Origin of the sequence: Embleya sp. NPDC050493 (genome assembly GCF_044458105.1) — a bacterium.
Classification (GTDB): Bacteria; Actinomycetota; Actinomycetes; order Streptomycetales; family Streptomycetaceae; genus Embleya.
In genome coordinates this window covers 164916-178729 of sequence record NZ_JBITHP010000017.1, presented here as the reverse complement: position 1 = coordinate 178729, position 13814 = coordinate 164916, and the positions used below count along the sequence as shown (strand labels likewise).

At 71.9% G+C, this 13814-nt stretch carries 12 protein-coding genes; 6 read left to right on the top strand and 6 right to left on the bottom strand.

Annotated elements, in window-relative coordinates:
• Window position 1: 1 nt before the first annotated feature.
• Both ACIBM5_RS29215 and nrfD read left to right on the top strand, forming a co-directional pair.
• Window positions 2–901, top strand: a complete 900-nt coding sequence (locus ACIBM5_RS29215; RefSeq protein WP_396009504.1) for a 4Fe-4S dicluster domain-containing protein — start codon at window positions 2–4, stop codon at window positions 899–901.
• The gene (gene nrfD / locus ACIBM5_RS29210; protein WP_396009503.1) at window positions 898–1833 is read left to right on the top strand and encodes an NrfD/PsrC family molybdoenzyme membrane anchor subunit; all 936 of its coding nucleotides are present in this window, start codon (window positions 898–900) and stop codon (window positions 1831–1833) included. The genes ACIBM5_RS29215 and nrfD overlap by 4 nt, the downstream gene beginning before the upstream one ends.
• A gap of 43 nt (window positions 1834–1876) precedes the next feature.
• Here nrfD and ACIBM5_RS29205 read toward each other — a convergent pair whose 3' ends face one another.
• The 3 genes from ACIBM5_RS29205 to ACIBM5_RS29195 are packed head-to-tail and all read right to left on the bottom strand — an operon-like array spanning window position 1877 to window position 6693.
• Window positions 1877–2656: a thioesterase II family protein gene (locus tag ACIBM5_RS29205; protein WP_396009502.1), complete on the bottom strand. Its 780-nt coding sequence runs from the start codon at window positions 2654–2656 to the stop codon at window positions 1877–1879.
• On the bottom strand, window positions 2649–5513 hold the full coding sequence (locus ACIBM5_RS29200) for an amino acid adenylation domain-containing protein (RefSeq protein WP_396009501.1): 2865 nt from the start codon (window positions 5511–5513) through the stop codon (window positions 2649–2651). The genes ACIBM5_RS29205 and ACIBM5_RS29200 overlap by 8 nt, the downstream gene beginning before the upstream one ends.
• 1 nt (window position 5514) lies before the next feature.
• On the bottom strand, window positions 5515–6693 hold the full coding sequence (locus ACIBM5_RS29195; RefSeq protein ID WP_396009500.1) for an acyl-CoA dehydrogenase family protein: 1179 nt from the start codon (window positions 6691–6693) through the stop codon (window positions 5515–5517).
• Between the two features lie 698 nt (window positions 6694–7391).
• Between ACIBM5_RS29195 and ACIBM5_RS29190 the strand changes: the two genes are divergently transcribed.
• On the top strand, window positions 7392–8258 hold the full coding sequence (locus tag ACIBM5_RS29190; RefSeq protein ID WP_396009499.1) for a class I SAM-dependent methyltransferase: 867 nt from the start codon (window positions 7392–7394) through the stop codon (window positions 8256–8258).
• Window positions 8259–8471: 213 nt separating this feature from the next.
• Here ACIBM5_RS29190 and ACIBM5_RS29185 read toward each other — a convergent pair whose 3' ends face one another.
• On the bottom strand, window positions 8472–9539 hold the full coding sequence (locus ACIBM5_RS29185; protein WP_396009498.1) for an EamA family transporter: 1068 nt from the start codon (window positions 9537–9539) through the stop codon (window positions 8472–8474).
• Window positions 9540–9761: 222 nt separating this feature from the next.
• Between ACIBM5_RS29185 and ACIBM5_RS29180 the strand changes: the two genes are divergently transcribed.
• Window positions 9762–10079 (top strand): hypothetical protein, encoded by a 318-nt coding sequence (locus tag ACIBM5_RS29180; RefSeq protein ID WP_391584699.1) that lies wholly within the window; start codon window positions 9762–9764, stop codon window positions 10077–10079.
• Window positions 10080–10237: 158 nt separating this feature from the next.
• On the opposite strand, the gene ACIBM5_RS29175 is transcribed toward ACIBM5_RS29180, so the two are convergent.
• Complete coding sequence (locus tag ACIBM5_RS29175; protein WP_396009497.1) at window positions 10238–10891, bottom strand: endonuclease; 654 nt, start codon at window positions 10889–10891, stop codon at window positions 10238–10240.
• A gap of 270 nt (window positions 10892–11161) precedes the next feature.
• Here ACIBM5_RS29175 and ACIBM5_RS29170 point away from each other — a divergent pair, with 270 nt between their 5' ends.
• Complete coding sequence (locus ACIBM5_RS29170) at window positions 11162–12304, top strand: RNA polymerase sigma-70 factor (RefSeq protein WP_396009496.1); 1143 nt, start codon at window positions 11162–11164, stop codon at window positions 12302–12304.
• Between the two features lie 171 nt (window positions 12305–12475).
• Window positions 12476–13345: a hypothetical protein gene (locus tag ACIBM5_RS29165; RefSeq protein WP_396009495.1), complete on the top strand. Its 870-nt coding sequence runs from the start codon at window positions 12476–12478 to the stop codon at window positions 13343–13345.
• A 115-nt stretch (window positions 13346–13460) separates the two neighbouring features.
• Here ACIBM5_RS29165 and ACIBM5_RS29160 read toward each other — a convergent pair whose 3' ends face one another.
• Window positions 13461–13757: a hypothetical protein gene (locus ACIBM5_RS29160; protein ID WP_391584697.1), complete on the bottom strand. Its 297-nt coding sequence runs from the start codon at window positions 13755–13757 to the stop codon at window positions 13461–13463.
• Window positions 13758–13814: the final 57 nt, after the last annotated feature.

Here is a 13814-nt window from a genome sequence, read left to right as displayed (position 1 = left end):
CATGGCGCAGTTCATCGGCGGGATCGGGCGCGCACCGAGGGACCCCGCGGACGGGCCGGAGGATCCGGCGGGCACGGCCGGGTGGGGCGAGGCGCACCCGCCGCGCATGGGCTTCTTCACCGATACGTCGGTGTGCATCGGGTGCAAGGCGTGCGAAGTGGCGTGCAAGGAGTGGAACGCCATCCCGCAGGACGGTCTCGAACTCACCGGGATGTCCTACGACAACAGCGCGGGCCTGGGTGCGAGCACGTGGCGCCATGTCGCGTTCATCGAGCAGGACCGGCCGGTGCGGGCCGCGGACGGCGATGCCTCCGCACCGGCCGGCGATGCGATGCGCTGGCTGATGTCCTCCGACGTGTGCAAGCACTGCACGCACGCGGCGTGCCTGGACGTGTGCCCCACCGGTTCGCTGTTTCGGACCGAATTCGGCACGGTCGTGGTCCAGCAGGACATCTGCAACGGCTGCGGCTACTGCGTTCCCGCCTGTCCGTACGGCGTGATCGACCAACGTCCCGAGGACGGACGGGTGTTCAAGTGCACGATGTGTTACGACCGGCTGGGCGTGGGGGCCGAACCGGCCTGCGCGAAGGCGTGTCCGACCGAGTCGATCCGGTTCGGGCCGCTGGACGAGTTGCGCGCGGCGGCCCGGGAGCGGGTGGCCGATCTGCATGCCGACGGTGTGCCCGAGGCGCGGTTGTACGGCGAGGATCCCGCGGACGGGGTGGGTGGTGACGGGGCGTTCTTCCTGCTCCTGGACGAGCCCGAGGTCTACGGTCTGCCGCCGGATCCGGTGGTGACCACGCGCGATCTGCCCGCGATGTGGCGGCACGCGGGTGCGGCGGCGCTCACCCTGGCGGCCGGGGTCGCGGCCGCGTTCGTGTCCCGAGGAGGACGGCGATGACGCGCGGTGAGACGCGGATGGTCCCCGAGGTCGAGACCACGTCGTACTACGGGCGACCGATCGTCAAGGCTCCGGTGTGGGCGGCGACCGATATCGCCGGCTACATCTTCCTGGGTGGTCTGGCGGGCGCGTCCTCGCTGCTGGCGGCGGGCGCGCAGGCGACCGGACGTCCGGCGCTCGCGCGGGTGGGCAAGGTCGCGGCGCTGGGCGGCATCTCGCTGTCGGCCGTCGCCCTCGTGCACGACCTGGGCCGGCCGGAACGTTTCGCGAACATGCTGCGCGTGTTCAAGCCGACGTCGCCGATGAGCATGGGCTCGTGGCTGCTCGCGGCGTACGGCCCCGCCGCCGGGCTCGCCGCGATCACCGACGTAAGCGGCCTGCTCCCCCGGGTCGGGCGCACCGCGACCGCCGGCGCGGCCCTGCTCGGCCCGGCCGTCGCCACCTATACGGCGGTCCTGTTCGCGGATACCGCCGTACCGGCGTGGCACGAGGGCCACCGCGAACTCCCGTTCGTCTTCGCCGGATCGGCCGCGAGCGCGGCGTCCGGTCTGGCCCTGCTCGCCACCCCGCCCGGCCAGGCGGGTCCGGCCCGGCGCACCGCGATCGGCGGCGCGGTCGTGGAACTGGCCGCGGCGCGCCGAATGCGGGCCCGCATGGGCGTGGTCGCCGAAACGTACCGCCGGGGCCGGGCCGGGCGGCTGATCCGGGCCGCCGAGGTGTTGACCGCTGCCGGCGCACTCGGTGCGGCCGTGTCCGGTGCCCGGACGGTCGGGCCCACCGCACGCCGGATCACCGCCGCCGCCGCCGGCGCGGCGCTGCTCGCGGGCTCGGTGTGCACGCGCTTCGGCGTCTTCGCCGCGGGCATGGCCTCGGCCCGGGACCCCAGGTACACGGTGATCCCCCAACGCGAACGCCTCGCGGCCCGCACCTGAACCGACCGGGGTGCGGGTGCGGGTCGCGGGACGACCCGGTTGTTCAGCCGCCCTCCAGGGCCTTGGCCAGGTCCGTCCGCAAGGCGCGAAGCACGAAGGGCCGTGCGTCGTCGAGGTGGAAGTGCCCTCCGGGAAAGCGTCGAACGAGGGGTGTCGACGTCGGCGGGCCGACCCGGGCCCACTCGGGCAGTCTCGCTTCGGCGACCAGGTCGTCCTCCTGTCCGGCGTATACGGCGATCGGGCAGGTGAGCGGCGCGCCCGGCACGTGTGTGTACGTCTCGGCGATCGTGTAGTCGGCGCGCAGGCGCGGCAGGATCGCCCGCAGCAGTTCGGTTTCCTCGGGGCCGGCCGCCGCACTGCCGCCGAGTCGGGCGATCTCGGCCAGGAATTCGTCGTCGGGCCACCGGTGGCGGTCGCGGGCACGTTCGCCGGTTCGCCAGGGGGCTTCGCTGCCGGACACGATCAGGAGCGCGGGTGGCCGGCCGCGCGCGCTCAGGCGCCGGGCCGTTTCGTACGCGGTGATCGCGCCGAGGCTGTGGCCGAAGAGCGCGTACGGCAGGGCGGGCCCGGTCCGCATGTGTTCGGCCAGCCCGTCCGCCGCCGCGTCCGCCAGGGTGCTCATGTCGGCCGGTACGGGTTCGTCCGGCCTGGTGTCGCGGCCGGGCAGGACGACGGGGCGGGCGTCGAACTCGGGGCGCAGGTCCGCCGTCCAGCCGGCGTACGTGCCGCTTGCGCCTCCGGCGTGCGGAAAGCAGTACAACCGTGCCCGGCAGTCCGGATCGGGCTCGGGCGTGGGCAGGATCCAGCGATTGCTCTCAGGCATCGGCGCCTCCCGCCGTCGTCGTGTCGTGGGCCTGTTTCGATCGTGCGGACACCGCGGCGACGGTCGGTGCGGCGAGGAAGTGCTCCAGGTCGATGTCGATGCCCAGTTCGCGGCGCGCCCGCGCGACGAAGCGGGCGGCGTGCAGCGAACTTCCGCCGGCGGCGAAGAAGTCGTCGGTCGCTGCGACGTGCGCGACGCCGAGCACGCGTGCGGCCAGGGCGGACAGCGCGCGTTCGCCCTCGTCACCCTCGCCGCCCCGGTCCCGTGCGGCCCGCCGCGCCGCCAGGTTCGGCAGCGCGCGGCGGTCGATCTTGCCGTTCGTCTCCAGTGGGATCGCGTCGAGCGCGCCGATTCCGGAGGGGAGCATGTACTCGGGCAGGCGCTCGCGCAGATGGGCTCGGAGCCGGCCCTCGTCGAACTCGACGCCCTCGGCGGGGACCACGTGCGCTTCGATGCGTCCGTCGATCACGTTCAGGACGGCCGTGCGCACGTGTGGGTGGGCCTCCAGGGCGTCCTGGATCTCGCCCGGTTCGATCCGGTGGCCGCGGATCTTGACCTGGTGGTCGGAGCGGCCGAGGAACTCCAACGCGCCGTCGCGGCGCGGGATCACCACGTCGCCGGTGCGATAGAGCCTGCCGCCGGGGGTGTTCGCGAAGGGATCCGGGGCGAAGCGTTCGGCGGTCGGGCCGGGCCTGGCGCGGTAGCCCCGGGCGAGTCCGGCGCCGGCGACGTGGAGTTCCCCGGGGTAGCCGATGGGCACCGGCATGCCGTACTCGTCGAGGACGTGCACGCGGACGTTGTCGATGGGTGTGCCGATCGGTATCGGTCCCTCGGGGTCCGTGCGGCGGCAATGCCAGTGGGTGACGTCGATGGTGCATTCGCTGGGTCCGTAGAAGTTGTGCAGTTCGATCCCGGTGGTCGCGGCGTGAAAACGTGCCACCAACTCCGGGGAGAGCACCTCGCCTCCGCTGAAGACGTAGCGCAGGCCCGGGAGATCGGCGAGCGCCGGTTCGCGTTCCTCCACCAGCAGGTCCAGCAGCGAGGGCACGCACGCCAGCACGGTGACACCCGTCGCGGCCGACTCGGCGAGCAGGGCGTGCGGGTCGCGCGTGGCCTTGGGCGGGGCCACCACCAGCCGGGCGCCGGAGATCAGCGGCGCGAAGATTTCCCAGACCGAGATGTCGAAGCTGAGCGAGGTGTGTTGCAGGATCGCGTCGTCCGCGGTGAGCGGAAACCTCCGGGCGTCCCAGAGCAGCCGGTTCACCAGGTTGCGGTGCTCGATCTCGACGCCCTTGGGAGTCCCGGTGGATCCCGAGGTGTAGATGACGTATGCCAGGTGGGCCGCGGTGACCGCACTGTCGGGCGGTGTGTGCGGAGCCCGGTCGACGCGGTCTCGGAGGTGGTCCACGAACAGGATCGGCACGTGCGTGTCGGGGAGCCAGTCGCGCATCCACGCGCGGGTCAGCAGCAGGACGGCCGCGCTGTCCTCGAGCAGGAAGGCGATGCGGGCCGGGGGGTATTCGGGGTCGATGGGCACGTAGGCGCCGCCGGCCTTGAGCACGGCCAGGATCGCCACGATCGCGTCGAGGTCGCGGTCCAGGCAGACCCCGACGGGAGTGTCCGGGCCGACACCGTGTTCACGCAGGACGTGCGCGAGCCGGTTGGCGCGTTCGTTCACCTCTCGATAGTCCGAGGTCGTGGCGCCGAACCGGACCGCCGGGCGGTCCGGGTACCGGGCCGCGGCCTGTTCGAACAGTCCGTGCACGGTCGCGTCACCGGGGCGGGCGACCGCGGTGTCGTCGACCACGTGCGGAACACGCCGCCGGGCCGACGCGACGGGGTCGGCGGGGACGGGCGGGCCGACCACGCGGGGTCGGCGCGCGGGCTCCGCCGGTGGATGTTCGCCGGCCTGCGGCCATGAGGGCCGGGCGGGGGTCTCGGCGAGGAACCGGCGATAGCACCGGGTCGCGATCCGCTCCTCCGCGAGTCCCGCGGCGCCGTGCACGTGCAGGCCGTGGGTGACACAGTCCCGGACCAGGGGGCGAAGCGCCTCCATGATCGCCTCGGCGCGGCCGAGCACACCCGGGGCGTCGTCGGGATCCTCCTCCAGGCACAGGAGTTGCTCGCCGATCGCCAGGCGCAGTCCTTCCAGCCGGGCGCGTCCGGCGGCGAGCGGAACGGCCACGCTCTGGTAGCGGCCGATGGAGCGGCCGAACTGGTCTCGTTCCCGGGCCCGGGAGAGCCCGGCGGTCACGGCGACGACGCCGATCCCGAGCAGGTGGGCGGCCCGGAGCAGGACCGCCCGGGCCCACAGGGCTCCCGCGTCGGCACAGGTTCCCGGCGGCGGTTCCCCGGGCGCGGGCGATCGCGGGGCGACCGCCCACAGGTCGCCGGCGGGACCCGCGTGCTCCCGGCCGACCAGGTCTTCGCGCGAGATCGTGCGCAGCCGGGTGGGGCCTTCGGGGACCAGGAGGAGGTCGGGTACCCGGTGCAGCAGGTACCCGATCGACCCGTCCGCGCGGGTGGCGCGGGGGTGGGTCGGTGGGCAGATCGCCACCCGGGGACCCTCGTCGCCCGTCCGCATCGGGGTGTGTGGACGGGCCGCCGTGGTCGCGACCAGGACGGGGTCCAGGACCTCGCCGGGGAGCAGGGCGCGGCCCAGGCTCTCGGCGAGCAACGCCGCCTCCGGGCCGCCCAGGCCCAGGCCGCCGTCCCGGGCGCTCACGAGCAGGTCGTGCCAGCCGTTGCGGTGCAATTGTGCTCGCGCGTGCTCCGGGGCGTCGTCGCCGACGCAGTGTTGCCAGGCGGTGTCGAAGTCGCGGACGAGCCGCCGCTGCCACGCGGTGCGGACGAACATCTCAGACCACTTCCCGTTCCCATGGGTCCTCGCCGTCCAGCAGGTCGGCGGCGACCGTGTTCAGGAGTACCTCGGAGGTGCCGGCGGCGAGGGTGAGCCCGGGGGCCTCGCGCACCGCGAGCAACAGATCGGGGAACAGCGGATGGCCGGCGCTCCCGGCCGGTGGCGGCCCCAGCAGTTCCCAGGACAACCAGGCGACGTGTTGGGCCAGTTCGCTGGCCCACCACTTGGCCGCCGCGGCCGAGGACGCACCGGTTCGCCGCTCGGCCACGTCCTGCACGGCCCGCCATGCCAGCAGTCTGCACGCCTCGACTCGGGCGTCCAGGGCCCGCAGCGCGTGCCGTTCCTCGGCGGCCCCGAGTCGGCCCCCGGCGCGCAGAGCGGCGATCAGCCGGTCGAGCCAGCGCCGGGCCCGACCGGCGAAGCAGATGCCGGTGCGTTCCAGGCCCAGCGCCTGGGAGAGCAACGACCAGCCCTGTCCCGGCCGTCCCACCAACGCGTCGTGCGGCAGGGCGACATCGTCGAGCCGGACGTGGAAGAACACTTCGGGGTTGATCGTGGGGATCGCCGTGATGTGCACGCCCGGGGCGGACAGCGGGAGCACGAACAGGCTGATGTCCGCGTACTTGTTGCCGCCCCCGGGGGTCCGGGCCGCACAGATGGCGAACTCGGCGGACGAGGTACGGGCGTTCCACGCCTTGGCGCCGTTCAGTCGCCACCCGTTCCCGGTCGGCTCGGCCCGGGTGGCGAGGGCGCCGAGGTCGCTGCCGACCTCCGGTTCGGTGTAGAAGACGGCGAACGCGGTCGTGCCCGCGGCCATGCCCGGCAGATGTCGGGCCCGTTGTTCGGGGGTCCCGGCCGCGAGAAGGGTGGCTCCCGCGTTGTCGACGGTGTTCACCCGGACGCTGTCCGGGACGCCGTGCAGGGCGAGTTCCTCCGCGACCGTCGCCGCGGCGTACGGGTCGGCGTGCAGTCCGCCGTACGCGCGCGGCCAGTGCGGCGCGAGCAGGCCCGCGGCGCCCAGCGCGCGATAGGTCGCCTCGGCGTGCGGGAGGTCGCCTCCCCCGGCTGCGGCGGCCGTCCAGATCTCCTCCCGTTCCTCGCACAGTCGCGGCCGGTCGAGTATCCGCCGTACTCGGGCGCGCACATCCGCGTCGTCGGTGATCATTGCGGCCTGCATTCAACCTCCTGTGGATCCCGGCCGATCGCCGGCCCGGACGCGGTCGGGTCTCCGCCCGAAATACCGCGCGCAATTCCGGGTCGCCTTCGCCATCCCTGCACACCGGCGAACCGGCGAACCGGACGATCGAATTCCGGAAACAGTAATCGATACATCCAGTGTGCGAGGTCGATCCCGGCGGATGTCAAGTGCCGATATCGCATTCCCGAAAACCACCGGGAAACGGTGCAACCCGCGCTGCTGCCCGCTGCCCCGCCCGTCAAACAAGAAATGTCCACGGTCTTTCGCTTCGCCCTCGAATCCACCCGGGACGCCGCCGCACGGAAAGATATATAGGCAGGTCAGAGGCCATATCGAGATCAATACCGGGCGCTGACGTGCGCTGTTGACAATCGCCGATGCGCTTTCTACTTTGAGTTCGTACCGAAAGGCAGCGACTTCATATTCACCTTCGCTTCCGACGATCCGGCGAGAGCGTCGGTGACAATGTCGTGCATCGGTGACGCATAACCATTCGCGATCTTTATGCGCGAACCGATCCTGCCCGTGGAACGTATCGTCGCGTGCCGCTCATCGTCGATCCGCCGCACATTCGGCAATGATCCGACAATGCCCGCCCGCCCTTCGGGAACCGGGTCCGGCACGGCACGGCGACCTCCACACCCGAACCGACCGAACCCGATGTGGAAGGACGAGATGTGACGACCTACGAGCAGACACCCGCCCGTGCGAACGGCTCGGGAGTCGACCGCGACAGCGCGTCGGCCCAGAAGGAGACCGTCAAGTCGGTGTACCTGCGGGTCGCCGAGGAGTACGACGAGCGCATCCCCGGCAACGGCCCCTCCGACGACATGTTCACCCGGGCCGAACGCGACTTCCTCCTCGCCCGGGTCCACCCCGGCGACCGGGTGCTCGACATGGGGTGCGGTACCGGTCGCTTCACCGTGCCCCTGGCCGAACACGGGGCCCACGTCAGCGGATTGGACATCTCCCGCTCGATGCTCGACGTCGCCGAACGCAAGCTCGCCGCCCGAGGTCTGCACGCCGACCTGCGCGAAGGGGACATGGCATCGATTCCGTTCCCGGACGACTCGTTCGACACCGTCACCAGCATGCTCGCCCTGATGCACATCCCGATCGCGGACCGGCCGACCGTCTTCGCCGAGGTCCGACGGGTGCTGCGCCCCGGCGGCCGGATGTTGCTCGGGGTCAAGAACTCCGTGTTCGAGCAGATGTTCACCGGTGATCGATTCGCCTCCGTGGACGTCACCGACGTCGAGAACAAGCAACTCCTGTTCACCAACACGCGCAGCGGCGAAGAGTATGTCGCGCCCTGGTTCAGCTTCAGTCCCCAGGAACTCACCACACTGTTCGCCACCGTCGGCATGACGGTGACCCTGATGCGCGGCAATTCGCCGATCGCGGCCTGGCTGGCCGACGAAGTGCTCGCGGACAAGGGGATCGCCGACTTCGTGACGAGGATGGAAGGTTTCCTCGGCGACGTCGCGCCGTTCAACCACTTCGGCTACCACCTGCTGGTCGAGGCGGTCAAACCGATGATCTGACCCGTCGCCGTCGCACTCGGGTGGCCGACGGCACCGGTCGAGCGGTCACTCCGCACGAAAGGAGGCGGCGCGCCCCGATGCGGCGCGCCGCCTCCGCGCCTGGGCAGGGCCCACCGCCCATTCGGGCATGCCCGAACAAAGGGCTACGGGCCATAGCACGGGAAGCCGCGCGTTACACCCCCGAGCGCGCCGAAGCCGCGCCGAAGCCGGGCGTTACCCGCCGTGGGACCGGGAGTGGGGGTCTGCCTCCGCGTCGCGTTCCTTCGTCCCCCGGGCTTCCGCGCCTGCGCCCGTCGGCTCTCGCCCCTCCGCCTCTCCCCCTTCGGCGTCCCGCTCCTCCCCTCCCCCTTCCTCGTCCTGGGCCCGTACCTCCGCCCGGCGTTCGCCGATCAGCACCGCGACCACGCCGCCCACCACCACGACCGCGCCGACGATGACCCACACGGTGATCGACTCGTCCAGGACGAGCCATCCCAGGAACAACGCGACCGCCGGATTCACATAGGTGTACGTCGTCGCGATCGAGGTCCGGGTGTGCGACACCAGCCACACGAAGGACACGTAGGCCAGGATCGACCCCGGTCCGATCAGATACAGCAGGGACAACACGCTGCGGCCGGACCACTCGGCGACGTCCGGGCGTTCGCCGACGGCCACGCCGACCACCAGCAGAACGGGGCCCGCGACCAGCATCTGCACGGCCGAGGCGAGGATCGCGTCCTCGACCACGGAGAAGCGCGGCGCGTAGTACGAGCCGATCGCCTCGGACAGTGCCGCGGCGAGCAGGAACAGGATGCCGGACACGGCGGCGGTGCCACCGGTACCGCCGATCAGACTGAGCATGGCCACGCCCAGGAGGCCACAGGCCACCCCGCCCGCAGTGGCCCAGCCGATCCTTTCCCCGTGCGCCACCCGCAGCAGCACCACCCACACGGGCACCGCCGCGGCCAGCAGCGCGGCCAGTCCGGACGGTACGGAATGCTCCCCGAGGGTGAGCAGGCCCAGTCCGCCGCCGATCACCAGCAGGCCGATGAAGCCGGTTCCCACGAGCCGACGTCGATCCAGGCGCGGCGGCGACCGCCGGCGGATCGCACACCATCCGTAGAGCAGGGCGCCGGCGACGACGAAGCGCAGACCCGCCCCGAACAGCGGCGGGACGGTCTCGACCATGACCCGGATCGCCAGGTAGGTCGACCCGAAGACGACATAGACGACGGCCAGGTTCGCCGCGACGGCCCGACCCGAGGGCGGGGTCGGCGCACGATCGGTCACAGCACTCATGGCCCTGTCCCTGCCCGGGACACGCCATCCGATACTCCGCCGAAAGCGGACGCCCGCCTCGGGAGCCCGACTTTCCACGAATCGTCGGATCACCGAATCATCGGCTCGTCCGATCGCCCGAAGTCGACGCGGGCGAACACGGATGGTGGCCAAGGAGATTCGCAGCGCGACACGCCCCGTGTCCGCGTGCCGAACCACGGGCGAAGGGCCAGACTGGCACCCATGAAGGATCACGAGGGCTCGGCGACCGTGGTCCTGCCGAACGGACGTCGGATCGGCGTGCACGCGATCGTGGACGCCGACGAGGAGCGCCTCTACGACCCGGGGCCGGATGCGACACCGATCGGCTGGACGGGGACGCTACGCCCGAAGAGCCCGGCGGCCCGCTCGGACCTGCACGAGATCTACCGGGCCGGCCAGGGACGGTTGTGCCTCCCCAGTGGCACGCGCGGCCGATTCCTGGTGGTCGGCATCCGGATCGGGGCCGGACACCCCGACCACGTCGACATCATGGGCACCGGCGACCCCGCGAGCGAGTGACCTCCCCGCCCGCCGCCCACCACCGTCGCCGCACGCCCGGACATGCCGTCGGGCGACCGGGCGGGCGGTAGGAAGGCCGGGCGGCGGAAAGGGCCCACCGCCCCGCCCGGTTCACCGACGTCCGTCGCGGCTCGGCCCTTGCCCGGGCCGCACGCGAGTCACCCGGCGGCGGTCACCCGGTCCGCGAGCCCCTTGTCCAGCGCGACTCTCACCAGCGCCGCCGCGAAGCGCGCCAGATCGTCCCCGTCGACCAGTTCGGCCAGGGCGTCGGGAGATTTCGGCAGGCCGAGGCGGGCCGCGCCGTCGAGCGCCTTCCCGTCCAGGACCGGGCGCAGGAACGGCCAGACCCCCTGGGTCTCGCGGCAGAAGATACGGGCGCCGGACGGCCCGATGCCGGGGAACTCCCGGAGCAGTTCCTCGACGCGGTCGCGCTCCTTGTCCGCGTCGCGGGCGAGTCGACGCAGGTCGCCGCCGTGGCGTTCGCGGATCAGGTCGGCGCACTCGCCGAGCCGGGTCGCGGTGCCCTCGTCGTAGCGCACGTAGTGGGCCCGCCCGAGCGCGTCCACTCGCTGCTGCCAGGTCAGTTCGGCCATGCCCGCGGGTGTCCCGCCGCCCGCCTCGAACAGTTCGCGAGCGGCGTGGACGGCGATCGACGCCTTGATCCGCGTGGCCGTCAGGTTGCTCAGCACCAGCACCTGCCACAGCGGTGCGGGCGTGTCCGCGACCCGGATGCCCGCCTCCTCCGCGTGCGTGGTTCCCGCCTCGGACAACAGGGCGTGCACCCGTCGGTCCTTCGTCTGGGTCGTACTCATGATGCGCCTCCCCCATCCGGCTACCCGACGACACACGATCGAATCGGACGACGCGACCGCCGAGGGATTCCCGAGCGTCGGGAAGCGTCCCGGTCCCTGTCCGGTGGACCGCGCCGGTCGGCGGACTCGACCGCGCACCGCACACCGGCCCGAATCGTGATCTTCCCCGGCGCTCGCCCCCGCCGGCACGCCCCGGCCTGCGATGTCACACGCGGCGGGGCTGTCTCGTCTCGGGGTTCGAAGACGGGCTCCGAACGGGAAGGTGATGGCATGCGGGTGTTCGCGGCGGGCGGATCGGGGGTCCCGGGGCGGCAGGTGGGTGCCGCGGCCGACGAGGCGGGGTCGACGGGCGACGACCGCGACGAGGTGGGCGTGCGGGCGGAGGAGTTCGAGGATCTGCGACCGCTGCTGTTCTCGATCGCCTACCGAATCCTGGGCAGCGTGAGCGAGGCCGAGGACGCGGTCCAGGAGACCTGGCTGCGCTACGAGACCTCGCCGACCCGACCCACCTCGACCAAGGCGTTCCTGTCGGCCGTGGTGACCCGGATCTCGATCGACGTGCTGCGTTCGGCCCGCGTCCGGCGCGAGGAGTACGTCGGGCCGTGGTTCCCGGAACCGTTGCTGGCCGACCCGTACCAGGATCCGGAGCGCTCGGCGGAATTGGCCGACTCGTTGTCGATGGCGGCCCTGCTGCTGTTGGAGCGGCTCAGCCCGCTCGAACGCGCCGTCTTCGTGCTCCGCGAGGTGTTCGCCTTCGGCTTCGCGGAGATCGCCCCGGCCGTGGGGCGCTCGGAGGCGGCGTGCCGCCAACTCGCGGTGCGGGCGCGCCGCCACATGGACGCGGGCCGGCCACGGTTCGAGGCCGACCGGACCGAGCGCGACGAGCTCGCCGGGCGATTCCTCGACGCCTTCCGGGAGGGCGACCTCGACGGGCTGCGCGAACTCCTCGCCGCGGACGTGCACCTGGTCGGCGACGGCGGCGGCAAGGTCCCGCAATGGGCGGGCGGCATCTTCGGCGCCGAGAACGTGGCCCGACTGCTCGCCACCGTCGTCCCCTCGTTCGTCCGGATCGGTGGCGTCGTGGAACCGCACCAGGTGAACGGCCAGCCGGGGGCGATCCTCCGCGACCGGGACGGCAGAGTCCTCAACACCCTGGCGCTCGACATCCTCGACGGCCGGATCCTGGCGATCCGCACGGTGAACAACCCGGACAAGCTGGCGCACGTGGGTCCCGTGGCGGACGCCTGGGCGGTGCTGCGCGAAACCCGGCAGCTCGGCCGGGACCCGAACCGACCGATCCGTCCGCACTCGACCGACCCCGACGATCACTGGAACGGAAGTACCGCGGGGCAGCGGGCTTTCGGCGTCGAACGGGTGTCGTTCGGCGTCGGGCGAGATTCACCCGACGGGTGACGGCAACGCGGCGGCCCGACCCGGCGAAACCGGCACCGGGGCGGGTGTGGCGTCCTACTCTGGAATCGGGAGAGGTCGCATGCGACGCGCGGCGGCCTCGGGGGACGCACCGGTGTCCGCCGGCGTGTCGGTCGCGGTGTAACGGTGGGGGTATTCGGCATGTCCTCAGGTATGTCTTCAGGCATTGCACCGCGTCGGATGCCGGGCGTGGGCACGCTCGGCCGGACCGTATGCGCAGCAGCGACGGCGGGCTCCCTGGTCGCCTGTGGGGTGGTGGTCCAGCAGGCGGCTCCCGCCCTGACGGTCGAGGTCGCTCGGCTCATGATGGCGCAGGGCGGCACGATCACGATCAGGCAGGCGCTCAAGCTCACCGTGACCGTCCTCGCGCCCATCGCACTGGAGGCGTTGATCGGCGCCACCGGCACCGGCGGAGGCATCGTTCCCGTGCGAGGCGGCACCGTTGCCGCGCCGACCCGGTCCGTCGACAACGACTGGACGATCGTGGTGCGGCGCAAGGTCGGCGCAACGGTGCAGAACGCCGGGTACCGCGTCGCCTACGCGGGCAAGGTGCACGTGATCACCAACGGCCGCACGGTGCAGACGTTCGAGCCCGGCAAAAAGTTGATCACCATCGACGCCACGTCGGACACGCCGACCACCATCGCCGTCGTCGACAGCCTGGATCAACCGGTCCGCAGCTCCGGCAAGTTCCGGCTCCTGGTGGCGGGCGGCTACACCGACTACGACTTCGATACCGACAAGCGCTCCGGCTCGCGCGCGGGAACGGACCTGCACGCCGGTCTCGGCGGACCCTCGGCCGCGCACGGCGCGCGGTACGCGAAGTACTCGGGCGACAGGAAGCCGTCCCTGTCGGACTGCGTGACGGTGGCACCGGACGCCTGGAGCGCCGACTTCGGCAAGCTGGACAACCGCGGCCACTACTGCCTACAGACCAGCGAGGGCCGCTTCGGCACCGTCGGGATCAGCAACACCACCGAATACTCCTACACCATGTGGCAGACGGCCTCCACCGGCGCGTGACGCCCCGCCGTCGGGAGGCGGGCGGAGCCGGCGATCCTCGGCGCGTGGCCCGGCGGTTCGGCCACGTGCCGAGGATCGGTTGCGTCGTCGGGGTTTCCCGGAGTCACCGCAGGTGCTACGCGGTCACCATGGTGAACACCGGGTAGATCTTCGGCTGAATGTCCGGAGCGCCGAGACCGCTCAGGATCGGGATGATGATCTCGCTGAACCGTCGGAACGCCTCCTCGGATTCCCACACGTCGGCGACGAACCAGCCCTCGGGGGTGGAACAGGCGGTGTGCGAGAGCAGACCGGGTACGGGCCAGTCGGCGGGCGACTTGACCGGACCGCGACCGCCGGTCACCTGGTCGGCACTCGCCTCGTACATCGCCTGGGTCACGCCGGGCATTTCGAGAATCACGATGATCGCCATGTCGGTCGGCCTCCGGTGCGCAATTGATTGCCGTGTCGGCTCAGTCGACCAGTGCGA